A 21786-nucleotide genomic window follows, 5' to 3' on the forward strand; every position below is an offset into this window, starting at 1 on the left:
CACGGCTTGCATGCGGCCGCGGTTGCGGTGAGCCTTCGCCTATCATGAGCACGCCCCCGCAAGCTACCCCGCCCACGGAAACCCAGCCCCCCGTCGGGCCGGAGGTCGACCCCACCCCGCGCCCCGTGCCGGCCCGCGTCGCCCACCGTGGCGCCAGCGTGACGCTGGAACCGCTCGGCATCCGACACGCCGAGGAACTGTGGGGCGGCATGCAGGGGCAGGGGGCCGACAGCAGCTGGGCCTACCTGCCCTATGGCCCGTTTCCCGATTTCGCGGCCTTTCGCCGCTTTCTGGGCAGCTTCGCCACCACCCACGACCCCATCGCCTGGGCGGTGCGGCCGCATGTCTCGGGGCAGGCATCCGGCTGGCTGACCCTGATGGAGATCCAGCCCGCCAACGCCGCCATCGAGCTGGGCAACATCTGGTTCGCGCCGCGCATGCAGCGTTCCCGCGCCGCCACGGAAGCCATGTTCCTGCTGATGCGCCACGCGATGGACGACCTGGGCTACCGCCGGCTGGTGTGGAAGTGCAACGCGTTGAACGAACCCTCGCGCCGGGCGGCGGCGCGGCTCGGCTTCGTGCCGGAAGGCGAGCACCGTGCGCACATGGTGGTGAAGGGCCGCCGGCGGGACACCACGTGGTTCTCGATTCTGGACGACGAATGGCCGGAGCGGCGCGATGCCATCCTGGCTTGGCTGGACGACGGCAACTTCGACCAGCGCGGCATGGCCCGGCGGAATATGGCCCGGGTTTAATTTGGCGGGCTCAATTCATCCGGGCAGTATTTCGGTGCCGGGCCCATTCCCGGCACAGGAGTGCCGCCCCATGCCGGATTTGTCGGAGCCTTCCAACCAGGATGATCCCCAGGCCGCCCCGCGCCGGCCGGGGCGCCCGCGCCTTGGCGTCGTGGCGCGGGAAATCACTCTGCTGCCCGGCCACTGGGAATGGCTAGCGCGGCAGCCGGGCGGGGCATCGGGCACGTTGCGGCAACTCGTGGAAGCAGCGCGGCACGACGACGTGGAATGACCCCCGGCCCGATGCCGCCGGGGCCGGGCCAGCCGCGGGCCGGGGCCTATACCAGGCCGATGCGCTGGACGATGTCCAGCCGGTCGCCGGCCGCCAGCGGCGTCGCGTCATAGGCCTCGGGAGCCACGAATTCGGTGTTGCGGCCCACCGCCACCTTGCGGCTGTCCATGCCCAGGGTGCCGAGCAGCGCCGCCACGGTGGCGTGGTCCGGCACGATGCGGGCGTCCCCGTTCACGACGATCGAGATCATGTCTGCCATGGCGGGGAGGATGGGGCTCCTCCCGCGCCACGGCAAGGTCACAGGCTGATGGTCGGCGCCGGGTCGATGGCGGTGGGCACTGGCCGGGCCGCGGCGGGGGCCGGTGCGGCGGCCGGGGGCGGCAGTGCCTCGGCTTCCGGGGCGGGCAGGGGGCCGGCGCCCTGCAGCGTGCCGCCGGCTGGCGGCGTGTGGGTGGGGGCGGGGGCCGCGTTGCGCGACTCGGCGGCGACGGCCGGCGGCTCGGGCGGGGTGGTGTAGTCGGGCACGATGCGCGCCTGGGCGCCGGCGATGACCAGCACCTTCTGGCCCAGCGCCAGCGGCACCTGGTCCTTTTGCGCCACGGACACCAGCTCGCTGTTGCCCTTGCGCACGATGTATTCGAAGCCGTTGGTGTTGCCCACGGCCTTTTCCGTCGCGGTGCCGATCAGCCCGCCGATCAACCCGCCGCCGATGCCGCCGAAGGCGGAGGTGATGTCGCTGCCGCTGACCCGCGTGCCGGCCACGCCGCCGGCCGCGGCACCCGCCGTCGCGCCCGCCGTGCCGTCGGCCGCGATCTGCACCGGGCGGACGCCGACGATGGTCCCCTGCTCCACCTTGTTGGCCTGCTGCACGGCACGCCCGGCGTAGGTGTCGGGCGAATAATCAGGGCCGCAGGCGGCCAGGCCCGCCAGCAATGCCAGGGCGAGCCAGGACGGGCGGGAGGATCGGGGGCGCCGAAAGGTCTGCAAGGTCGCGCATCCGCTACGGTGGAAAGGCGCGCGGAACGTAGAGACTGCGGGCGGGCCTGTCATCCCATCCACCGCCGGCACGGCGGCGCGGGCTGCAACGCCGCCGCCCTGCGGCGGTTGGTTCGGTGGACGCCGACAACACCGAGGAGCCCCCGATGCACGGTCTTTCGCCACAGATGCGCGCCTGCGTGGACGCCTGCCTGAACTGCTACGTGTCCTGCCTGTCGGGCTTTTCCGGCCATTGCCTGGTGGTGGGCGGCCCGCACGTGGAGGCCGGGCATGCCCGGCTGATGCTGGCCTGCGCCGAGATCTGCCGCACCTCGGCGCATTTCATGCTGCTGGGCACGCCGCACCACAAGCACACCTGCGCCGAATGCGCCGAGATCTGCACGCAATGCGCGCAGGATTGCGAAAGGCTTGACGGTATGCAGGACTGCGCCGAGGCCTGCCGCCGGTGTGCCGAATCCTGCCGGGCCATGGCGGCCTGAATACAAGCGGCCCCGTCTCCGGCTTTCCGGCCAGGGGCCGGGCCGCTTGCGGTCCCGAATTGCACCGTGCTAGGCGCCCCAGCATACAACCCCGCGGACGCGCCAGCTCGTGAACCCCCCCCTGATCCTCGTGCTCAACGGCCCCAACCTGAACATGCTCGGCACCCGTGAGCCGGCCTTGTACGGGTCGGACACGCTGGACGACATCGAGGCGCTGTGCGCCGAAACGGCGGACGCGCTGGACCTGGCGATCGACTTCCGCCAGTCCAACCTGGAAGGCGAGCTGATTTCCTGGGTGCAGGAGGCGCGCAGCGTCGCGGCCGGCATTGTCATCAACCCGGCCGGCTATTCGCACACCTCGGTCGCGCTGATGGACGCACTGAAAGCGTCCGACCTGCCGGTCGTTGAGGTGCACCTGACCAACATCCATCGCCGGGAAGCCTTCCGGCACCATTCCTATGTGTCGCATGCGGCCAATGGCGTGATCTGCGGGCTGGGCCCGCATGGCTACGCGCTGGCATTGCGCGGCATCGCCGGCATTCTCGCCGAGGCTTGAGAGAACTGAGGTAACATGAGCGGCATTTCCTTCGACCCGGACGCCATCCGCGCCCTGGCCCAGATCCTGCGCGACACCGACCTGAGCGAGATCGAGCTGGCCGACGGCGAAAGCCGCCTGCGCGTGTCCCGCAGCGCGCCGCCGCCGGCGCCGGTGGTGCAGTATGCCGCCGCCCCCGCGCCCCTGCCGTCCGCGCCCGCCGCCGCGCCGGTGGCCGCCGCGGCGCCCGCCGCGGTCGCGGAGGTGACGGCTTCCACCGCCGGCGCCATCACCTCGCCCATGGTCGGCGTCGCCTATCTGGCGCCGGAGCCGGGCGCCGCGCCCTTTATCACGCTGGGCGCCAAGGTCGCGGCCGGTCAGACCGTGCTGCTGATCGAGGCGATGAAGACCTTCAACCAGATCAAGGCCCCCAAGGCCGGCACCGTGACCCGCATCCTGGTGGAAAGCGGCGCGCCGGTGGAATACGGCGCCCCCCTGCTGGTGGTCGAGTAAGGCGCATCCCCATGTTCAAGAAGGTGCTGATCGCCAACCGCGGCGAGATCGCGCTGCGCGTCCACCGCGCCTGCCGCGAGATGGGCATCCGCACCGTCGCGGTGCATTCCACCGCCGACGCCACGGCCATGCACGTGCGGCTGGCCGATGAAAGCGTCTGCATCGGCCCGCCGCTGGCGCGCGACAGCTACCTGAACATGGCGGCCATCCTGTCGGCCGCCTCCATCACCGGCGCCGAGGCCATCCACCCCGGCTACGGCTTTCTGTCGGAGAACGCCTCCTTCGCGGAGATGGTGGAGGCGCACGGCTTCGCCTTTATCGGCCCCACGGCCGAGCACATCCGCATGATGGGCGACAAGATCGCCGCCAAGCAGGCCATGGCCTCGCTGAACGTGCCCCTGGTGCCGGGCAGCGACGGCGAGCTGGGCAGCCTGGAGGAAGCGCGCGAGGTGGCGGCGCGGGTGAAGTACCCGGTGCTGATCAAGGCCGCCGCCGGCGGCGGCGGGCGCGGCATGAAGGTGGCCCATTCCGAGGACGAGCTGGAGGAAGCCTGGCGCGTGGCGCGCACGGAAGCCAAGGCCGCCTTCGGCAACGACGCCGTTTACCTGGAAAAGTACCTGGACCGCCCGCGGCACATCGAGCTGCAGGTGATGGCCGACAGCCATGGCAACGTGGTGCATTTCGGCGAGCGCGACTGCTCCTTGCAGCGCCGCCACCAGAAGCTGGTGGAGGAGGCGGGCTCCCCCGCCCTGACGCCGGAGGAACGCGCCGAGATCGGCGCCCAGGTGACGCAGGGCCTGTCGCAGCTCGGCTACCGCAACGCCGGCACGCTGGAATTTCTGTGGCAGGACGGCCAGTTCGCTTTCATCGAGATGAACACCCGCCTACAGGTGGAGCATCCGGTGACCGAGATGGTCAGCGGCATCGACCTGGTGAAGGAGCAGATCCGTATCGCCGCCGGTGAGCCGCTGGGCTACACCCAGGCCGACATCCGCTTCGAGGGCCATGCCATCGAATGCCGCATTACCGCCGAGGACCCGGACAGCTTTCTTCCCTCGCCCGGCCGGGTGAACACCTTCCATGCCCCCGGGGGCCTGGGCGTGCGGGTCGATAGCGCGCTGTATTCCGGCTATTCCGTGCCGCCCAACTACGACAGCCTGGTCGCCAAGCTGATCGTGCACGGCAAAACGCGGGCCGAGGCCATCGCCCGCATGCGCCGCGCGCTGGAGGAGATGGTGGTGGATGGCATCCGCACCACCATCCCGTTGCACCAGCGCATCATGGCGGACCCGGAGTTCCAAAGCGGCGACTACACCATCCACTGGCTGGAACGCTTCGTCGGCCAGCCGCACTGAGGGGCGGGGGAGGCGGCCTCCCCCGAAACCCGCCCGGGCCGGCGCGCCGCGGCCCTGCCGCGCCGCCGGCACATCAACTTCATGCTTTCGCCATCGCAATCGGGCATCCCTAGCCCAAGCTTGTCGTTGAGTGGGAGCATGATCTCCTGCTCGTGACGCAACCGGGATGGCCTGATGAATGGATTGACCGCCGAGGCGCCTGAGGCGGTGCAGCATGGCGAGCCCGCGGGCCCCGCGATCGCCCATGGCGTCAGCCGCCTGGCGGCGTGGCGCCCCTGGCTGCTGGGCGCTGCCGGGCTGGTCATGGCGGCCATGGCGGTTTTCGCGCTGGACCGGCTGTCGCAGGAGATCGATTACGCTTCCGTGGTCGCGGCCCTGTCGGCCAAGAGCCTGGGGCTGCTGGCGCTGGCGGTGCTGGCGGCGGCGGTCAGCTACACCGCCATGATCGGCTACGACCTGTCGGCGCTGCGCCATGTCGGGCCGGAGCCGGCGGTGCCGGCCAGGATCGGCGCGCTGGCGGCGTTTTGCGGCTTCGCGCTCAGCAACAGCATGGGGGTGGGGGCCTTCACCGGCGGCGCGGTGCGCTGGCGCATCTACGCGGCGGCCGGGGTCAAGCCGGGGCAGATCGCCCGCATCCTGGTGTTCGTCACCGCCAGCTTTTCCATCGGCATCTTCTTTGTGGCCGCCATCGGCGTGCTGCTGCAAGCCGGTCAGATGCAGGGCTGGTTCGGGCTCGACGCCACGCTGCTGCGGGTGCTGGCGGGGCTGACGCTGCTGGCCATGCTGGGGGTGGCGCTGCTGGGGCGCTTCAAGCGCACCGCGCTGCGGCTGGGGCCGGTGACGCTGCGGGTGCCGGGCGCCAAGCTGGTGCTGGCGCAGGGCGTCATCTCCATCATCGACCTGACGGCTGCGGCGGTGGTGCTGTGGCTGCTGCTGCCGGACGGCGCGGTGCCGCTGCCGTCCTTTATCGCGCTCTACGTGGTCGCCATCGCCATCGGCGCCGCCAGCCACCTGCCGGGCGGCATCGGCGTGTTCGATGCCGTGGTGCTGCTGGCCTTCCAGGGCGGGCCGGTGCCGTTGGACCAGGTGGCCGCCGCCCTGCTGCTGTACCGCGCCATCTATTTCGTGCTGCCCCTGCTGGTCGCCGTGCTGCTGTTGACCGGGTTCGAGCTGCGGCACCGGGTGCCGGCGGTGGCGGGCGGCGCGCGGGCGCTGCGGGCTTCCACCCGGCTGATGCCGCGCTTTCTGGGCGTGCTGGCCTTTGGTGCCGGCGCCGCGCTGCTGCTAGGCGGCATCGCCCCGCCGGTGGAAGGCTTCGAGCCCGGCTTCATGCTGCCCAACCTGCCGCAGCCGCTGTTCGAGGCCTCGCACCTGCTGTCCTCCGTGGGCGGGCTGGGCCTGCTGTTCGTCGCCTACGGGCTGGCGCACCGGCTGGATGCGGCCTGGTGGCTGGCGCTGCTGCTGGCGGGCGGTGGCATCCTGTTGTCCGTGGTGCGCGGCAGCGGAGTGCTGGAGCTGACGCTGCTGACCCTGCTGGGCGTGGCGCTGCTGACATCGCGCCGCCGCTTCGACCGCCGGGCGCGGATGTTCACCCCCACGCTGTCGCCCGGCTGGTGGCTGGCCGTTGCCTGCGTGCTGGCCGCCGCCACCTGGCTGCTGTTCTTCGCGCATCGCGACGTCGAGTATTCGCGCCAGTTGTGGTGGCGCTTCGAGCTGGACGAGAACGCGCCGCGCGCCATGCGCGCCACGCTGGCCGTGGTGCTGCTGGCCGGCGCCGCCGGGCTGTGGAGCCTGTTGAAGCCCGCGCAGTCGCGCGCCGAGCGGCCGGATGCCGCCGCCCTGGCCCGGGCCGTCGCCATTGTGGAGGCGCAGGATCGGGCCGACGCCAATCTGGTGCGCATGGGCGACAAGGCGCTGTTGCTGACGCCGGAAGCCGACGCCTTCATCATGTACGGCCGGCGCGGCCGCTCGTGGATCGCGCTCTACGACCCGATCGGGCCGGCGGCGCAGCGCATCGAGCTGGTGTGGCGCTTCGTGGAGATGGCCGATGCCCAGGGTGGCCGCGCCGCCTTCTACCAGGTGCGGCCGGACAGCCTGCCGCTGTACATCGATGCCGGCCTGCAGCCGCTCAAGCTGGGCGAGGCCGCGCGCGTGCGCCTGTCCGCCTTTGAGCTGAAGGGCAAGGCGCGCCAGCCGCTGCGCACCGCCATCAACCGCGCCGAGCGCGAGGGCATGACCTTCGAGATCCTGCGCCCCGCCGAGGTGCCGCCCGTGCTGGACGAGCTGGAAGCCGTGTCCCGCGCCTGGCTCGACCAGCACAAGGCCCGCGAGAAGGCCTTTTCGCTCGGGGCCTTCGAGCGGGATTACGTGGCCAGCCAGCCGGTGGCGGTGGTGCGCGGCGCGGAGCGGCAGGTGATCGCCTTCGCGACGTTGCTGGACACGCCGGGGGCGCGCACGGACATGTCCGTGGACCTGATGCGCCACCGGCCGGACATGCCGCCCGGCACCATGGACTTCCTGTTCACCAAGCTGCTGCTGATGGCCAAGGAACAGGGCTATGGCTTTTTCGACCTCGGCATGGCGCCGCTGTCGGGTCTGGCGGCGCATCGCCTCGCGCCCATCTGGTACCGCCTGGGCGGCATGGTGTTCCACCGGGGCGAGCGGTTCTACAACTTCCGCGGCCTGCGCGCCTTCAAGGAGAAGTTCGACCCGGTGTGGGAGCCGCGCTACCTGTGCACCGCCGGCGGGCTGGACCCCTGGGTGGTGCTGGCGGATGTCGCGGCGCTGCAATCCGGTGGCCTGCGGGGAGTGATCGGCAAATGAGCATCGGCAAACGCGGCCTGCTGGCCGGCATCGGTGGGGCCGCGCTGCTGGCTCGCCCGGCCCTGGCGCAGCGCGACACCTCCAAATGGCTGATCGAGATGCCGGCCAAGACGCCGCGCAAGGACGTCTTCGCCATCATCCTGTCCGGCGACGGCGGCTGGCGCGACATCGACCGCACCATGGGGCGGAACTTCCGTGACCGTGGCATGTCCGTGGTCGGCTTCGACTGCCTGAACTGGTTCTGGACCCGCCGCTCGCCGCAGGAAGTCGCGACCGAGCTGGACCGCGTGGTGGCGCTCTACGCCGGCAAGTGGAACATCCCGAAGGTGGCGCTGGTGGGGTATTCCTTCGGCGCGGACATTCTGCCCGGCACCTGGCCGCGGCTGCAGGATGCGACGCGTGACAGGATGGTCCTGGTGTCCCTCCTGGCCTTCGCCAAGGAAGCCGCCTTCGAGATCCGCATCGGCGATTTCCTGGGCCTCGGCCGGCCGACCGCCGTGCCGACCATTCCGGACGTGCCCAACATCCCGCCCGCCCTAGTGCAATGCATCTATGGCACGGACGAGGCCAAGGACACCGGCTGCACCAGCTTCGCAAGCCCGCCCGCGCAGATCATCGGCATCAAGGGCGGGCACCATTTCGACGAGAACTACCACGCGCTCGCGGACCGCATCTATGCACGGCTGCCGCCGGCGCCGCAGGGGTGACGGGCGCCGGCCGGGGGCGTCCCGAAACCGCGCCTGACGGGTCCGGGCGTGGTTTCGCTGGCGGGGGCGGGTGCATCGCCCCACCCCGGGAAGCCCCGGGAAAGGGCAACGGCTCCTTGCCCGGCCGCTCCACCCCTGGCGGCACTCCGCCGCCGCACCCATGATAAGCGCCGTGTCCCGCCATTCCGTCCAGATCACGCCCGAGCTGTTGCTGCGCGCTTATCGTGCCGGGTTGTTTCCCATGGCCGAATCCCGCGACGCGGGGCAGCTCTACTGGCTGGACCCGGAACTGCGCGGCATCCTGCCGCTGGACGGGTTCCACCTGTCCCGCCGCCTGGCACGGACCGTGCTGTCGGGCGGCTTCCGCGTCACGGCGGACACGGCCTTCGCCGCCACCATCGCGCAATGCGCCGCGCCTGCCCCCGGGCGGGAAGACAGCTGGATCAACCCGGAGATCGAGGCCCTGTTCACCATGCTGCACCGCCAGGGGCACGGCCATTCCATCGAAGTATGGCAGGGCGAGGAACTGGTGGGCGGGTTGTACGGCGTGGCGCAGGGCGGGGCCTTCTTCGGGGAAAGCATGTTCAGCCGGGCGCGGGACGCCTCCAAGGTCGCGCTGGTGCAACTGGTGGCGCGGCTGCGGCTGGGCGGCTTCACGCTGTTGGACACGCAGTTCGTCACCGGCCACCTGGGGCAGTTCGGCGCGGCGGAGATCCCCCGCGCCGCCTATCGCCGCAGGCTCAGCCAGGCGCTGGAACAGCCCGCCCGCTGGCTGCCGCAGCCGGCGGGGCTGGAGGACGAGATCCGCGCCATGCGGCAGGCATAGAAAAAGGGGAGGCGCCGAAGCACCTCCCCCTGAAAGTCTCCGGAGCCAGGGGCCCCGGGCCGGTCAGCGCGAGTAGAACTCGACCACCAGGTTCGGTTCCATCTGCACCGGGTAGGGCACGTCCGACAGCTTCGGGGCGCGCAGGTAGCGGCCCTTCATCTGGCGGTGGTCGACCTCTAGGTACTCCGGCACGTCGCGCTCGCCGGACTGGGCGGCGTCCAGCACGCAAACCAGCTGCTTGGACTTCTCCTTGACCTCGATCACGTCGTTGTCGCGAACTAGGTAGGAGGGGATGTTGACGCGCTTGCCGTTCACCGTGACGTGGCCATGGTTCACGAACTGGCGGGCGGCGAAGGGGGTCATCGCCAGCTTCAGGCGGTAGATCACCGCGTCCAGGCGGCGCTCCAGCAGCTCGATCAGGTTCTCCGAGGTGTCGCCCTTACGGCGCACGGCCTCCTCGTAGTACTTGCGGAATTGCTTCTCGCCGATGTTGCCGTAGTAGCCCTTGAGCTTCTGCTTGGCCATCAGCTGGATGCCGAAGTCGGTCGGCTTCTGCTTGCGGCGCTGGCCGTGCTGGCCGGGGCCGTATTCGCGCTTGCTGATGGGGGACTTGGCGCGGCCCCACAGGTTGACGCCGAGGCGGCGATTGATCTTGTACTTGCTTTCCGCGCGCTTGGTCATGCGGCGGGCTCCTTCTTCGATGCGGCTGTGCCGCTGTTTTGTCCCGGTAGTCCCAAGGCGGGCATGCCAAGGGCGGGGCGCGGGCACGGTGGCCCACGTCCGCGTTCCCGGAAGGGTGGGGGCGTGTAGCCGCCCGAGGCGGCGCCTGTCAAACGCCGGGCGCTTGCCAAGCCGCCCGCCGCCGCATACTGCCGCAGCTATGGTGACACGCGCGCAATTGCTGGTGCTGGGGCTGACCGCCGGGGTGACGGGCAGTCTGGTGGGCGGGCTGATGCTGGGCATCGGCCTCGGCCTCGTGGTCAACAGCGTGCATGCTGGCTGGGTGCTGGTGCTGCCCGCGGCGCCGCTCAGCGGCCTGATCGGCTACTGGCAGGGCAAGCGGCTGGCGCGGGACGCCGGCCTCTAGGCCACCGCCGGCGCCACGGCGCGGCGCGCCTTGCCGCGCGCCATGCTGGGCTTCTCCACCAGCCGATGCAGCACCCAGGCGGCCGCCAAGCAGGCCAGCAGAGCCAGGCCCAGCGCCGGGGCATAGGCCATGCCCCAGCCCTGCACCAAAGCCTGCAGCAGCGCGTAGCCCAGCATCGCATGCACCAGGTATAGCGGGTAGCTGACCGCCGACAGCCAGCGCAGCGGCGCCAGCGGCACGGCCCGGTTCCGCAACGCGAAGCACAGCGCGAAGACGCCCCAGCCCCACAGATAGCTGAAGCCCGCCGAGTTGAAGCTGCCCGCCATGGGCCCGCCCATCCAGGTCAGCAGAAACAGCCCCAGGGTGACGGCCGAGGCGCCCAGCAGCGCAGAGAACCCCAGGGCGCCGCGCAGAAACAGGAAGAATAGCGTGCCCAGCAGCAGAAAGGGCAGGAACATGAACCCGTGCGCCGTGCCGCGCAGGGCGTAGCCGAGGCGCAGGGGCAGCAGCGGCATGGCCCAGGCGGCAAGCAGGTTCAGCGCCAGCATCGCCACCGCCAGCCCGACCACGAAGCCGCCTTTCCACCGCAGCAGCCACGGCAGCGCCAGGGCGAACAGCAGGTAGAACTTCAGTTCCACCGTCAGCGTCCAGTTCACGAGGTCGACGCTGCTGATGCCCGCGAGGTCGTGCAGCAGCACCGCATTGGCCAGCAGCGCCAGCGGATTGACCTGCAGCGGCTCGCCCCAGAAGGCGCCGGATGCCGCCCGCACCGCCAGCCCCAGCAGCAGCGCCGCCAGGTAGGTCGGGAAGATGCGCCACAGCCGCGCCCGCAGAAAAGCCAGCCGCCCGGTGCCGTTGAACGAGAAGGGGATGACGAAGCCGCTGATCAGAAAGAACACCGCCACGCCGAAGGGCCCCGGGTTGAAGGGCAGCCGCTCATGCAGCGCCGCCAGCCCGGGCACCGGCCCGGCCGGCACCGGACCGCCGACGAACTGCGCCACCAGCTCCGGCTGATACCAGTAGATGCCCGCCAGATGGCTGAACACCACCAGCAGCGCCGCGATGCCGCGGAGCTGGTCGGCGAACAGGATCTTGGGCCGTTGGTCCGCCATGGCTGCGCCCCGGGGTGGTTGCTGGTGCTGCCAGATGCCAGCGCGGGGGGTGATCTGCCAAGCGAAGGATGCAGCGAGGCCGGGGGCGTGAATTCCCCCGGCAAGGACCGAAGCGGATCACCGCGACGGCAAGGGGCAGCCACGCGGCGGCGGAACGGAGAGGAGGGACGGGGAGGCCACCCCTAGCCTCCGCCGCGCCGGAGATCAGGCCGCGATCAGCGCCTCGGACTGGCGGCGCACCATATCCTGGTAAGGGCCGGGGCGGCGCATCAGCAGCTCCGGGGCGCCGTCCTGCACCACTTGCCCGGCATCCATCACCACGATGCGGTCGAAATTGGACAGGGTGGCGAGGCGGTGCGCGACCGCGATGACGGTGCGGCCCTGCATCAGGCCATCCAGCGCCACCTGCACCTCCGCCTCGCTTTCGGAGTCGAGCGCCGAGGTCGCCTCGTCCAGCAGCAGGATGGGGGCGTTCTTCAGCAGGGCACGGGCGATGGCGAGGCGCTGGCGCTGGCCGCCGGACAGCTTGGCGCCGCGGTCGCCGACGATGGTGTCGAAGCCCTCCGGCAGCGCCTCGATGAAGTCGCGGCAGCGGGCCGCCTCGGCGGCGGCCAGCACCTCGGCGTCCGAGGCATCGGGGCGGGCGTAGCGGATGTTTTCCAGCACCGTGCGGTGGAACAGCGACACGTCCTGCGGCACCACCGCGATCATCTCGGCCAGGCTTTCGCGCGTGGCGTGGGCGATGTCCTGGCCGTCGATGGTCACGCGCCCCAGCTGCGGCGCGGCATGGCGCTGCAACAGCGTCAGCAGCGTGGACTTGCCGGCGCCGGAGCGCCCGACCACGCCGACCTTCTGGCCGGCCGCGATGTCGAGCCGCAGGTGGCGCAGGATGGGCGGGCTGCCGGCGGGGGCGGCGGGATAGGAGAAGGTGATGTCCTCGAACACCACCTCGCCGCTCGCCCGGTCGGACGGGGTGGCCAGGATATGGGCGTCCTCGATGTCGGGCATGTCGTGCTTGACCAGCAGCGCGCCCAGCGCCTCGCGCATGCGGGCCACGTACTGGGTGAGGTCCACCAGCGCCATCGCCAGATCGCGCGAGGCGTGCAGGATAGTGAAGCCCAGTGTGCACACCAGCACGATGTCGCCCGTGGTGGCGCGGCCGGTTTGCCACAGGTGCACGGACCAGCCCAGCAGGCAGGCGGTCAGCACGGCGGTGGCGGCACCATGCACCAGCCGCAGCTTTTCCAGATAGCGCAGCGAGGCGCGGCGGGCGCCGGTCTCGGCTTCCAGCGCGTGGTCCAGCCGCTGGCCTTCGCGGCCAAAGGCGCCAAAGGCGCGCACCAGGGCGAAGTTCTGCACCACGTCCACTAGCTGCCCGTCCACCGCCGCGGCGCGGCCGGCGAAGCTGTCGTGCAGCACGTCGCCCTTGCGGCCCAACAGGGCGATGCCGGCGGCCAGCGCGCCGGCGGCGACGACCAGGCACAGCGCCATCCAGGGGTCGACGCTGGCCAGAAAGCCGATGGACAGCACCACGGCGACCGCCGGCGGCACCGTGTGCCAGGTGAAGTTCTGCAGCAGGGTGAAGGCGGCGGTGCCGGTGGCGCTGATGCGGCTGGCCAGCGTGCCGGCCGAGCGGTTGGCGAAGTAGCCGGGCGCGTGGCCCGACAGGTGGCGGAACAACTCGGCCCGCATGGAGGCGGTGGCGCGCGGAAACCGGTCCGCGGCGATCCAGCCGCCGACGCGCCACAGCATGTTGTCCGCGGTGATGACGCCGGCGAGGATGGCGAACGCGGTCCACACGGCGGTGGAGGCCACTGCCATGGGGTCGCCGGACAGCGTGTCGATCAGGTGCTTGACCGCGTAGTTGGCACCGACCGAGCAGCCCACCGCGCCCAGCACCGCGGCCAGGATGGCGGCGTGCGACCCGGCATGGGGGCGCAGGTGACGCATCAGATAGGCCACGGGGCGGTGGGCGAAGCGCAGAACCTCCGCCCCCTCGCGGTTGGCGGCCTGGGATGGCGTCTCAACCCGGCCGGAAGAAGCGGAATCGGTGGTCTGTCTGTCGCTGGGCTGCATGGGGTCCGGCACCTCATTCGTCCGCTGGGAGGCACACAAGCTCGTGAGGACACGTCGCTTCCGCGTTAAAAGGCAGGAAACACCGCCATCACGTCAGAATCGTGGCGGGCTTCGCCAGAAGCAAACCGCATTCGCGCCTCAAGTTGCCGACATGACGCACGCTCTTGCCCACTGACGGAGTTCGGACCCGATGCGCATCGCCCAGATCGCTCCCCTGACGGAAGCCGTGCCGCCGAAGCTGTATGGCGGCACCGAGCGGATCGTTTCCTACCTCACCGAGGGGCTGGTGGAACTCGGCCACGAGGTGACTCTCTTCGCCAGCGGCGACTCCGTGACCTCCGCCACCCTGGCGCCCATGAGCGCCAAGGCGCTGCGGCTGGACCCCAGCGTGCGGGACCCCAACGCGCCGCTGACCCTGATGCTGGAAACGGTGTATCGCCGCCGGCATGAATTCGACCTGCTGCATTTCCACCTGGACTACCTGCCGTTCTCGCTGTTCTCGCGGGCGTCCACGCCGATGCTGACCACCATGCACGGCCGGCTGGACCTGCCGGAGCTGCAGCCGGTGTTCGAGGCGTTCCGCGACGTGCCGGTGGTCTCGATCTCCAACGACCAGCGCCGGCCGCTGCCGCAGGCGAACTTCGTGTCCACGGTGTATCATGGCCTGCCGGAAAAGCTGCTGACGCCGCGCACCGACGTGGCCCCGGGCTACCTGGCCTTTCTGGGTCGCATCGCGCCCGAAAAGCGCTGCGACCGGGCCATCGAGATCGCCATCGCCACCAACACGCCCATCCGCATCGCCGCCAAGGTCGACCGGGTGGACCAGGAATACTACGAGCAGAAGATCCGCCCCATGATGGCCCACCCCCTGGTGGAGTTCATCGGCGAGATCAACGAACAGCAGAAGCCCGACTTCCTGTCCGGCGCCACCGCGCTGCTGACGCCGATCGACTGGCCGGAGCCGTTCGGGCTGGTGATGATCGAGGCGATGGCCTGCGGCACCCCGGTGGTCGCCTTCCGCCACGGCTCCGTGCCGGAGGTGGTGGATGATGGCGTCACCGGCTTCGCGGTGTCCGACATGGCGGAGGCGATCGCCGCCGTGGAGCGGGTCAAGCAATTGCCGCGCGCCGGCGTGCGGGCGCGCTTCGAGCAGCGCTTCACCGCGCGCCGCATGGCGCAGGACTATGTGGACCTGTACCAGCGCCTGGCGCACAGCCGGGCCGCGGAGCTGATGCTGGCCGCCGAATAAGGCGCCGCCGTGGGGCCCGGTCCGCCGGGCCGGGCCCCACGCGGTTCGTTTCGGCGACAATCCACAGGATAATACTGGCCAAGCAGCAAATCACGATTTCGCCCAGGTATGCTTTGCTGCACCGGCTATCGGCTTTCCTGGGTTAGTTGCAACAAAATCTCTCCGCAGTCATGCGGGGTCATGGTAAGCCTCGCATCCCAAGGCGGCGTGAGCCCCACGTCCGCCGGCACATGTCGCAGGCCCCCGATGCGAAACGACTTTCTCAGCCTGGATGCTTTGTCTGCCCGGGTGGCGGCCAAGGCACCGGCCTTTCGGGACCTCGCGGACCGGATCTGGGATTTCGCAGAACTCCGCTTCCAGGAACACCGCTCCAGCGAAGCGCAGATCGCCCTGCTGGAAGCCGAGGGCTTTCGCGTCACGCGGGGCCTCGGCGGGCTGGCCACCGCCTTTGTGGCAGAAGCGGGCGGGGGCGGTCCGGTGATCGGCCTGCTGGGCGAATTCGATGCCTTGGCGGGCCTGAGCCAGGAAGCCGGCAACCCGCGGCCGGCACCGCTGGTGGCGGGCGGCCATGGCCATGGCTGCGGCCACAACCTGCTGGGCGCCGGCGCCATGCTGGCCGCCGTCGCGGCGCGCGACGCCCTGGCGGAGGGCGGCCAACCCGGCACCATCCGCTACTATGGCTGCCCGGCCGAGGAGGGCGGCTCCGGCAAGACCTTTATGGCCCGCGCCGGGGCGTTCGACGACCTGGACGCCGCCATTTCCTGGCATCCGGGAGTCTTCGCGGGCGTCAACTCGGCCCGCACCCTGGCCAACTTCCAGGTCTACTTCCGCTTCAAGGGCCGGCCGTCGCATGCCGCCGGCAGCCCGCATCTCGGCCGCAGCGCGCTGGACGCCGTCGAGATCATGAACATGGGCGCCAACTACCTGCGCGAGCACATGCCGAGCGACGCGCGGCTGCACTATGCCATCACCGACACCGGCGGCATCTCCCCCAACGTCGTGCAGGCCAATGCCGAGGTGTTGTACCTGATCCGCTCGCCCAAGGTGGCGCAGGCGGAGGCGCTGTTCGCCCGCGTGCGCCGCTGCGCCGAGGGTGCGGCGCACATGACCGAGACGGCGCTGACGGTGGAGCTGGACAAGGCCTGTTCTGAGGTGCTGCCCAACACGGTGCTGGAAATGGCGATGCACGAGAACATCCGCCGCCTGGGCGCGCCGCAGTTCGACGAGGCCGACCGTGCCTTCGCCCACGCCATCCGCGAAAGCCTGACGGCCGAGGACATCGAAAGCAGCGTGGAATTCTTCGGCGCTCCCGCCGGGGCCGCCGCGCTGAGCATGGCCGAGGAGGTGTTGCCCTTCGATGGCACGCCCCGCTTCATGCCCGGCTCCACCGACGTCGGCGACGTGTCCTGGGTGGTGCCGACGGTGCAGTGCCACGGCGCCAACTACGCCATCGGCACGCCCTTCCACACCTGGCAGATGGTGGCGCAGGGCAAAAGCCCGGCGGCGCACAAGGGCATGCTGCACGCCGCCCAGGCGATGGCCGCCACTGCGCTGGACGCCGTGCGCGACCCCGAGCTGCTGGCCCGCGCCAAGGCGGAGCTGGCGCGGCGCACCGGCGGCAAGCCTTATGCCTGTCCCATCCCGCCGGAGGTGGTGCCGCCGCCGCTGCGGGCCGTCGCCGCCAGGGGCCCGCGCGCATGAGCCCGCTGCTGGGCCACCCCGCCGGCTGGGTGCTGCGCATGGCAGAGGATGCCGACCTGCCGGGCATCCTGACGATCGTCAACGACATCATCGCCACCAGCACCGCGATCTACCACGACCAGCCGGAAACCCTGGCGCAGCGCCGGCTATGGCTGGAAAAGCGCCGGGAATGGGGCTACCCGGTGCTGGTGGCCGACTGCCTGCGTGGTGGCGGCGTCATCGGCTTCGCCGCCTTCAGCGATTTCCGCAACGGCTGGGACGGCTTCCGCCACACGGTGGAGCATTCGGTGCATGTGCGCGGCGACGCGCGCGGCCGCGGCGTGGGCCAGACGCTGGTGGGCACGCTGATCGACCAGGCGCAGGCACTGGGCAAGCATGTGCTGGTGGCCTCCGTGGACGCGGACAACGCGCCATCGCTGCGCATGCACGAGAAGCTGGGCTTCGTGCGTGTCGGCCTGTTGCCGCAGGTGGGCTGCAAGTTCGGCCGCTGGCTGGACATGGTGCTGCTGCAGCGCGTGCTGGACCACGCCCCTCCGCGCTGACGCCGAGCTTCAGTCTTCCTCGCCCCGGCTCTCCGGAGTGTCGGCGGACGGGTGCGGTGCCGGCGGCTTGCCCGGCTGCAGCAGCGCCGCCACCTGTCGCGCCAGTTCGTTCTGGCGGAACGGCTTGCGCAACACGGGGTAGTCGTCGCTGCGGGTGGCGGGGTCGGCATAGCCGGTCAGCAGCAGGATCGGCAGGCCGGGCCAGCTGCGGCGCACCTGGGTGGCAAGCTCCGCGCCGGTCATGCCGGGCATGGCGTAGTCGGTCACCAGCAGGTCGAAATCCGCCGCCTCGCTTTGCTGCAGCAGCGCCAGCGCGCTGACGCCATCGGCGGCTTCCTGGGTGTCGTGGCCCAGCTCGTTCAGAAAGGTGGTGGTGATGCCGCGCACGCTGTCATCGTCGTCCACCACCAGCACGCGGCCGGCGGCGGCGGCGGGGGCGGCGCCTTCGGCCACCGCGGCGGTGGACCAGGGCTGCGCCGAGCGCGGCAGGTAGACTTCCACCAGCGTACCCTCGCCCGGGGTGCTGGCCAGCGTCACGGTGCCGCCCGACTGCCGCGCCAGCCCATACACCATGGACAGGCCGAGCCCCGTGCCCTTGCCGACCTCCTTGGTGGTGAAGAACGGCTCGAAGGCCTTGGCCATGACGTCGGGCGTCATGCCGGTGCCGTTGTCGGCGATGCCCAGCACGACGTAGTCGCCCGGGTGCAGGTCGGGCACCGCCTCGTCTTCCGCCGCCTCCGCCACGGTGCCGTTGCGGGTGGACAGGGTGATGCTGGTGGCGCCGGCGTCGCGGCCGTTGATGCACAGGTTGAGCAGTCCGAGCGCGAACTGCTCCTGGTCCGCCAGCGCGGGCCACAGGCCGGGCGCCAGCCGGGTGCGGATCTGCACGCGCTCGCCCAGGCTGCGGGCCAGCAGCGCGTCCATGTCCAGCACCAGGCGGTTGATGTCGGCCGGGCGCAGCGTCAGCTCGCGCTTGCGGCTGAAGGTCAGCAGGCGGCGGGTCAGCGCCGAGCCACGCTCCGCCGCGGCGATGGCGGTCTTCAGCAGCGCCTGCTGCCTGGGGTCGGCGGGACCGGCGGCGGCATGCGCGGCCATCAGGTCCAGGCTGCCCAGGATGGCGGTCAGCAGGTTGTTGAAGTCATGCGCCACGCCGCCGGCCATGGTGCCCAGGGCCTGCATCTTCTCGGCCTGGCGCAGCCGGTCCTCCAGCGCGCGCTGCTCGGTCAGGTCGTGCTCGATGGTCGCCAGGTGCGAGGGCTGGCCGTCGCGGTCCAGGATCGGCAGGCGCTGCACGCGCAGCCAGCGGGTGCCGCCGGTGGCGCCGGCCTGGATCTGGCCGGTCCAGTCGTGCCCCTGGGCGCCGCGCAGCGCCTGCTGCTCCACCTCGCGCAGCGCCGCGCCGCGCTCGGGCGGCACGAGGTCGGCTTCGCGCTCGCCCAGCAGCGATTCCACCGTGCCGCCCAGCGCGCGGGCCTTGGCGGCGTTCAGCCGCACGAAGCGTCCCTCGCCGTCCTTGAAGGACAGCGGCTCGGGCGAGGCGTCCAGCAGGCCGCGCAGCAACGCGCGCTCGGTCGCCAGGGCGCGGGCCAGCCGGTGCCGGTCCACCGCGCTCAGCACCATGCTGCGCAGCAGCGCCGGGTCCCAGGGCTTGGGCGCGTAGAAGGCGATGCGCCCCTTGTTCACGGCGCTGATCACGGCATCCAGCTCGGCATAGCCGGTTAGCAGCAGCGCCTCGGCTTCCGTGAACTCGCGCGCCCGGGCCAGAAAGGCATCGCCGGTCATGCCGGGCATCCGCTGGTCGGAGATGATGACCTCCACCCCGGGCACGCGGTGCAGCAACTCCAGCGCCTCGGCGCCGGAGCTGGCGGCGTGCACCTGGAAATCCTCCTCGAACAGGTCCTCCAGCGCGGTGAGGATCTCGCGCTCGTCGTCGACCACCAGCAGGGTGCCGCGGCGCCGCTCGGTCGGGCTGGGCTGGGTCATGGTATCCGCAGTCATGGTTCGGTCCGGATAGGCACGGTGACCGTGAAGCACGCCCCCCCCTCGGGGGCCGCGCCCACGGCGATGGAGCCTTCATGCGCCGAAACGACGTTGTAGGCGATGGCCAGCCCGAGGCCGGTGCCGGTGCCGACCGGCTTGGTGGTGAAAAACGGTTCGAACACCCGGTCCTGCAGGTCCGCCGCCACGCCCGGGCCGCTGTCGCGCACCTCGATCACGTAGCTGCGCCAGTCGCTGCGGCTGCTGATGGCGATGTGTCCCTGGCCGGGAATGGCGTCGGCGGCGTTGCTGACCAGGTTCATCACCACCTGGTTGAACAGCGCCGGCAGGCACACCAGCTCGCGCATGCCTTGCAGGTCGCGCTCCACCACCACGCGGTCGCCGAGCTTGGGGCCCAGCAGGGTCAGCACGGTGCCGATCGCTTCCGGCACGTCCACGCGTTGAAAGGCATTGTCGTCCAGGCGGGAAAACTTCCGCATGTTGGCGACCAGATCCTGGATGCGGCCGAGGCCCAGCGTCATGGACCCCACCCGGTCGCGCGCGCGGGCCAGCAGGGGGGCGATCTCGTCGCCCGGGGCGGTCAGCTCGCCCGCCTGGCGCAGCAGCCGCTCCACCGTGCCCTGGTGCGCCTGGATAAAGGCCAGCGGGTTGTTGATCTCGTGCGCGATGCCGGCCACCAGCTCGCCCAGCGAGGCCATTTTGGCCGCCTGCACCAGCCGGGTCTGGGTTTCGATCAACTGGCGGTTGGCGTCCTCCAGCTCGGCATTGGCGCGAGCCAGGGCCTCGGCCATCGCGGCCTTGGCCTGGGCGCGTTCCATGGCCAGCGCCTGTTCGCGCGACGCCAGGGCGGCGCGGCGCTCCTCGTCCAGCAGCAGCTTGCGCCGCAGTGCTGCGCGCAGCCGCACGCTGAGCACCTCGGGCGCCGCAGGCCCCTGGATCAGCTCGTCCGCGCCGGCGGCGAACAACTGGCCGGCCAGGGCTTCCGGCGCTGCCTCGCCCAACAGCACCACGATCTGGAAGCTGGCGTGGCTGGAGCTGCGGAAGTCGTGCAGCCGGGCGGCGAGCGCCGGGCCGTCCAGCCCGCCGCCGGCGTTCAGCAGCACCCCGTCCCAGGCCGCTGGCCCGGCGGACAGCGCCGCCAGCGCCGCGCCCGCATCGGCGGCGGCCTGCACCTCGTGCCCTTCGCGTCCCAGCCGCGCGGCCAGGGCCAGGCGCTGGGTCGGGCTGTCGTCCACCAGCAGCAGCCGGGTGCGGCGGAAGCTGGCGCCGGGGGGGCTGGCGGCGCCGGCCGGCTCGGGCACGGCGGCCTCGGCGCGCGGGCGCAGCAGCGCGCGCAGCCGCAGCAGCAGCGGTGCCTCGCCGGCGGATTTTGGCACATAGGCGTCGGCGCCGCTTTCCAGCCCCTGCCGCTCCAGCCCCTGTTCGCGCGCCTCGGTCAGCATCAGCACCGGAATGGTGCGGGTGCGGCTGTTCAGGCGGATGCGGCGGGCCAGTTCGTCGCCATTCATGCCCGGCAGGTGGAAGTCGGCGATCACCAAGTCGGGCAGGGGGCCGTTCAGCGCGTCCAGCGCCGCCTCGGCGGTGGCGGCGCGGGTGACCTGAAAGCCCTCGCGCAGCAGCATGTGGCGCATCTGCAGCGCCTGGGTGTCGGAATCCTCGACCAGCAGCAGGTGGGCGGCGGAGCCGGTCATGCGCGCGCGTCCCGCTTCAGCAGTTGCTGGAGGCGCGGCCCGATGGCGGGCAGCGGCAGGCTGGCGGAGGACCCGCCGAGCCGGACCGCCGCCGCCGGCATGCCGTAGACCACGGCGGTGCTTTCGGCTTCCGTGATGGCATAGCCGCCGGCGCGGCGCAGCTCGGCCATCCCGGCGGCGCCGTCCTCGCCCATGCCGGTCAGCAGCACGCCCAGCGCCCGCGCGCCCATCGCCTCGGCGACGCTGCGAAACAGCAGGGTGGCGGAAGGGCGCTGGCTGGCCAGCGGCCGCTCGGCCGAAAGGCGCAGCGTGCCGGCGGTCGTCAGCAGCAGGTGGCGGTCGCCGGGGGCCACGTAAACCCGGCCGGGGCGCGGCAGCTCGCCATCCTGCGCCAGCGCCACGGGCATCGGCACCAGCCCGTCCAGCCAGCTGGCGAAGCCTTCCATGAAGGGTGCGCCCATGTGCTGCACCAGCAGCACCGGCACGGGGCAGTCGCGCGGCAGGGCGCCCAGCACCTGCGCCAGCGCCGGCGGCCCGCCGGTGGAGGCCGCGATGGCCAGCATGCCGGGCGACAGCGGCGGCGGCAGCACCGTCACGCTGGCCGGCACGCGCGGCGCTGCGGCGGCGGGGGCGCGCTGCCGGATCACCGCCACCTGGCTCATGATGAACAGCTGCGTGCAGATGGTGTCGGCGATCTGCTCGTGCCCGCCGGTGGCGATGCCGACCGGCTTTTCCACCACGGACAGGGCGCCCGCGCGGAGCGCGTTCATGGAGATGCCGAAGGTGGCGTCGCGCACGCTGTCGGCGATCACCACGATCGGCGTCGGCTGCTCGGCCATGATGCGCCGGGTGGCTTCCAGCCCGTCCATGCCGGGCAGGCGGATGTCCATGGAGATGACGTCGGGCCGCACGCGCGGCAGCTCCTGCAGCGCTTCCTCGGCCGAGGCCACGGCGGCGGCCAGCTCCAGCCGCGCGTCGCGCGACACGATGTGCGCCAGGAGGCGGCGCACCACCAGGGAGTCCTCGACGATCATCACCCGCACGGGGGCCGGCAGGGTCACGGGCATGGC

At 71.4% G+C, this 21786-nt stretch carries 21 protein-coding genes; 13 read left to right on the top strand and 8 right to left on the bottom strand.

Annotation, left to right across the window (positions count from 1 at the left end; all coding sequences use genetic code 11):
* The first annotated feature begins 44 nt into the window (after positions 1-44).
* Both IAI59_RS07025 and IAI59_RS07030 read left to right on the top strand, forming a co-directional pair.
* Positions 45-755: a GNAT family N-acetyltransferase gene (locus IAI59_RS07025; RefSeq protein WP_207416957.1), complete on the top strand. Its 711-nt coding sequence runs from the start codon at positions 45-47 to the stop codon at positions 753-755.
* Positions 756-825: 70 nt separating this feature from the next.
* Complete coding sequence (locus IAI59_RS07030; RefSeq protein ID WP_408887609.1) at positions 826-1026, top strand: DUF2239 family protein; 201 nt, start codon at positions 826-828, stop codon at positions 1024-1026.
* 46 nt (positions 1027-1072) lie between these two features.
* Here the strand turns inward: IAI59_RS07030 and thiS are convergent, their stop codons facing one another.
* A complete protein-coding gene (gene thiS, locus IAI59_RS07035; protein WP_207416956.1) occupies positions 1073-1285 on the bottom strand; it encodes a sulfur carrier protein ThiS in 213 nt (70 codons plus the stop codon).
* A 38-nt stretch (positions 1286-1323) separates the two neighbouring features.
* On the bottom strand, positions 1324-2013 hold the full coding sequence (locus IAI59_RS07040) for a hypothetical protein (RefSeq protein ID WP_207416955.1): 690 nt from the start codon (positions 2011-2013) through the stop codon (positions 1324-1326).
* A 155-nt stretch (positions 2014-2168) separates the two neighbouring features.
* Here IAI59_RS07040 and IAI59_RS07045 point away from each other — a divergent pair, with 155 nt between their 5' ends.
* The 7 genes from IAI59_RS07045 to aat all read left to right on the top strand — a co-directional run bounded on the left by IAI59_RS07045 (position 2169) and on the right by aat (position 9260).
* Positions 2169-2501 carry a four-helix bundle copper-binding protein gene (locus tag IAI59_RS07045; RefSeq protein ID WP_207416953.1) on the top strand — a complete coding sequence of 111 codons (333 nt, stop codon included), beginning with the start codon at positions 2169-2171 and terminating at the stop codon, positions 2499-2501.
* 109 nt (positions 2502-2610) lie between these two features.
* Positions 2611-3057: a type II 3-dehydroquinate dehydratase gene (gene aroQ, locus IAI59_RS07050; RefSeq protein WP_207416951.1), complete on the top strand. Its 447-nt coding sequence runs from the start codon at positions 2611-2613 to the stop codon at positions 3055-3057.
* Between the two features lie 15 nt (positions 3058-3072).
* Positions 3073-3549 (top strand): acetyl-CoA carboxylase biotin carboxyl carrier protein, encoded by a 477-nt coding sequence (accB, locus tag IAI59_RS07055; RefSeq protein ID WP_207416949.1) that lies wholly within the window; start codon positions 3073-3075, stop codon positions 3547-3549.
* A gap of 11 nt (positions 3550-3560) precedes the next feature.
* Complete coding sequence (gene accC, locus IAI59_RS07060; RefSeq protein ID WP_207416948.1) at positions 3561-4904, top strand: acetyl-CoA carboxylase biotin carboxylase subunit; 1344 nt, start codon at positions 3561-3563, stop codon at positions 4902-4904.
* 174 nt (positions 4905-5078) lie between these two features.
* Positions 5079-7727 (top strand): bifunctional lysylphosphatidylglycerol flippase/synthetase MprF, encoded by a 2649-nt coding sequence (gene mprF / locus IAI59_RS07065; protein ID WP_207416947.1) that lies wholly within the window; start codon positions 5079-5081, stop codon positions 7725-7727.
* Complete coding sequence (locus tag IAI59_RS07070; RefSeq protein ID WP_207416946.1) at positions 7724-8434, top strand: AcvB/VirJ family lysyl-phosphatidylglycerol hydrolase; 711 nt, start codon at positions 7724-7726, stop codon at positions 8432-8434. The genes mprF and IAI59_RS07070 overlap by 4 nt, the downstream gene beginning before the upstream one ends.
* A 172-nt stretch (positions 8435-8606) precedes the next feature.
* The gene (gene aat, locus IAI59_RS07075) at positions 8607-9260 is read left to right on the top strand and encodes a leucyl/phenylalanyl-tRNA--protein transferase (RefSeq protein ID WP_272877395.1); all 654 of its coding nucleotides are present in this window, start codon (positions 8607-8609) and stop codon (positions 9258-9260) included.
* A 63-nt stretch (positions 9261-9323) separates the two neighbouring features.
* Here the strand turns inward: aat and rpsD are convergent, their stop codons facing one another.
* Entirely contained in the window at positions 9324-9941 is a 618-nt protein-coding gene (gene rpsD, locus IAI59_RS07080; RefSeq protein ID WP_207416944.1) for a 30S ribosomal protein S4, read from the bottom strand.
* Between the two features lie 199 nt (positions 9942-10140).
* On the opposite strand from rpsD, the gene IAI59_RS07085 reads away from it, so the two are divergent.
* Positions 10141-10347 carry a hypothetical protein gene (locus IAI59_RS07085; RefSeq protein ID WP_207416942.1) on the top strand — a complete coding sequence of 69 codons (207 nt, stop codon included), beginning with the start codon at positions 10141-10143 and terminating at the stop codon, positions 10345-10347.
* On the opposite strand, the gene IAI59_RS07090 is transcribed toward IAI59_RS07085, so the two are convergent.
* Positions 10344-11459, bottom strand: a complete 1116-nt coding sequence (locus tag IAI59_RS07090; RefSeq protein WP_207416940.1) for an acyltransferase family protein — start codon at positions 11457-11459, stop codon at positions 10344-10346. The two genes, IAI59_RS07085 and IAI59_RS07090, sit on opposite strands and share 4 nt — an antisense overlap.
* Before the next feature lie 204 nt (positions 11460-11663).
* Positions 11664-13535 carry an ABC transporter ATP-binding protein gene (locus IAI59_RS07095; protein WP_207416938.1) on the bottom strand — a complete coding sequence of 624 codons (1872 nt, stop codon included), beginning with the start codon at positions 13533-13535 and terminating at the stop codon, positions 11664-11666.
* Between the two features lie 190 nt (positions 13536-13725).
* On the opposite strand from IAI59_RS07095, the gene IAI59_RS07100 reads away from it, so the two are divergent.
* From IAI59_RS07100 to IAI59_RS07110, 3 genes are all read left to right on the top strand, one after another.
* The gene (locus tag IAI59_RS07100; RefSeq protein ID WP_207416937.1) at positions 13726-14784 is read left to right on the top strand and encodes a glycosyltransferase family 4 protein; all 1059 of its coding nucleotides are present in this window, start codon (positions 13726-13728) and stop codon (positions 14782-14784) included.
* 246 nt (positions 14785-15030) lie between these two features.
* Positions 15031-16485 (top strand): M20 family metallopeptidase, encoded by a 1455-nt coding sequence (locus IAI59_RS07105; protein ID WP_207416936.1) that lies wholly within the window; start codon positions 15031-15033, stop codon positions 16483-16485.
* Entirely contained in the window at positions 16482-17027 is a 546-nt protein-coding gene (locus IAI59_RS07110; protein ID WP_207416935.1) for a GNAT family N-acetyltransferase, read from the top strand. The genes IAI59_RS07105 and IAI59_RS07110 overlap by 4 nt, the downstream gene beginning before the upstream one ends.
* Positions 17028-17036: 9 nt before the next feature.
* Here IAI59_RS07110 and IAI59_RS07115 read toward each other — a convergent pair whose 3' ends face one another.
* Genes IAI59_RS07115 through cheB form a run of 3 tightly spaced genes read right to left on the bottom strand, consistent with a single transcriptional unit; the run spans position 17037 to position 21783 of the window.
* Positions 17037-19010, bottom strand: a complete 1974-nt coding sequence (locus tag IAI59_RS07115; RefSeq protein ID WP_207417096.1) for a response regulator — start codon at positions 19008-19010, stop codon at positions 17037-17039.
* 11 nt (positions 19011-19021) lie between these two features.
* Entirely contained in the window at positions 19022-20716 is a 1695-nt protein-coding gene (locus tag IAI59_RS07120; RefSeq protein ID WP_207416934.1) for a response regulator, read from the bottom strand.
* Positions 20713-21783, bottom strand: coding sequence for a chemotaxis-specific protein-glutamate methyltransferase CheB (cheB, locus tag IAI59_RS07125; RefSeq protein ID WP_237180638.1), 1071 nt, complete (start codon positions 21781-21783; stop codon positions 20713-20715). Before cheB ends, IAI59_RS07120 begins: the two co-directional genes overlap by 4 nt.
* Between the last annotated feature and the right edge of the window lie 3 nt (positions 21784-21786).

Source organism: Roseomonas haemaphysalidis, assembly GCF_017355405.1.
Classification (GTDB): Bacteria; Pseudomonadota; Alphaproteobacteria; order Acetobacterales; family Acetobacteraceae; genus Pseudoroseomonas; species Pseudoroseomonas haemaphysalidis.

What these genes read in the sequence shown, in the direction of transcription:
- IAI59_RS07025 (WP_207416957.1), top strand. Translation starts at nt 45, where the DNA reads ATGAGCACGCCCCCGCAAGCTACCCCGCCCACGGAAACCCAGCCCCCC.
- IAI59_RS07030 (WP_408887609.1), top strand. Translation starts at nt 826, where the DNA reads ATGCCGGATTTGTCGGAGCCTTCCAACCAGGATGATCCCCAGGCCGCC.
- thiS (WP_207416956.1), bottom strand. Translation starts at nt 1,285, where the DNA reads ATGGCAGACATGATCTCGATCGTCGTGAACGGGGACGCCCGCATCGTG.
- IAI59_RS07045 (WP_207416953.1), top strand. Translation starts at nt 2,169, where the DNA reads ATGCACGGTCTTTCGCCACAGATGCGCGCCTGCGTGGACGCCTGCCTG.
- accB (WP_207416949.1), top strand. Translation starts at nt 3,073, where the DNA reads ATGAGCGGCATTTCCTTCGACCCGGACGCCATCCGCGCCCTGGCCCAG.
- accC (WP_207416948.1), top strand. Translation starts at nt 3,561, where the DNA reads ATGTTCAAGAAGGTGCTGATCGCCAACCGCGGCGAGATCGCGCTGCGC.
- mprF (WP_207416947.1), top strand. Translation starts at nt 5,079, where the DNA reads ATGAATGGATTGACCGCCGAGGCGCCTGAGGCGGTGCAGCATGGCGAG.
- IAI59_RS07070 (WP_207416946.1), top strand. Translation starts at nt 7,724, where the DNA reads ATGAGCATCGGCAAACGCGGCCTGCTGGCCGGCATCGGTGGGGCCGCG.
- rpsD (WP_207416944.1), bottom strand. Translation starts at nt 9,941, where the DNA reads ATGACCAAGCGCGCGGAAAGCAAGTACAAGATCAATCGCCGCCTCGGC.
- IAI59_RS07085 (WP_207416942.1), top strand. Translation starts at nt 10,141, where the DNA reads ATGGTGACACGCGCGCAATTGCTGGTGCTGGGGCTGACCGCCGGGGTG.
- IAI59_RS07090 (WP_207416940.1), bottom strand. Translation starts at nt 11,459, where the DNA reads ATGGCGGACCAACGGCCCAAGATCCTGTTCGCCGACCAGCTCCGCGGC.
- IAI59_RS07095 (WP_207416938.1), bottom strand. Translation starts at nt 13,535, where the DNA reads ATGCAGCCCAGCGACAGACAGACCACCGATTCCGCTTCTTCCGGCCGG.
- IAI59_RS07100 (WP_207416937.1), top strand. Translation starts at nt 13,726, where the DNA reads ATGCGCATCGCCCAGATCGCTCCCCTGACGGAAGCCGTGCCGCCGAAG.
- IAI59_RS07105 (WP_207416936.1), top strand. Translation starts at nt 15,031, where the DNA reads ATGCGAAACGACTTTCTCAGCCTGGATGCTTTGTCTGCCCGGGTGGCG.
- IAI59_RS07110 (WP_207416935.1), top strand. Translation starts at nt 16,482, where the DNA reads ATGAGCCCGCTGCTGGGCCACCCCGCCGGCTGGGTGCTGCGCATGGCA.
- IAI59_RS07115 (WP_207417096.1), bottom strand. Translation starts at nt 19,010, where the DNA reads ATGACCCAGCCCAGCCCGACCGAGCGGCGCCGCGGCACCCTGCTGGTG.
- IAI59_RS07120 (WP_207416934.1), bottom strand. Translation starts at nt 20,716, where the DNA reads ATGACCGGCTCCGCCGCCCACCTGCTGCTGGTCGAGGATTCCGACACC.
- cheB (WP_237180638.1), bottom strand. Translation starts at nt 21,783, where the DNA reads ATGCCCGTGACCCTGCCGGCCCCCGTGCGGGTGATGATCGTCGAGGAC.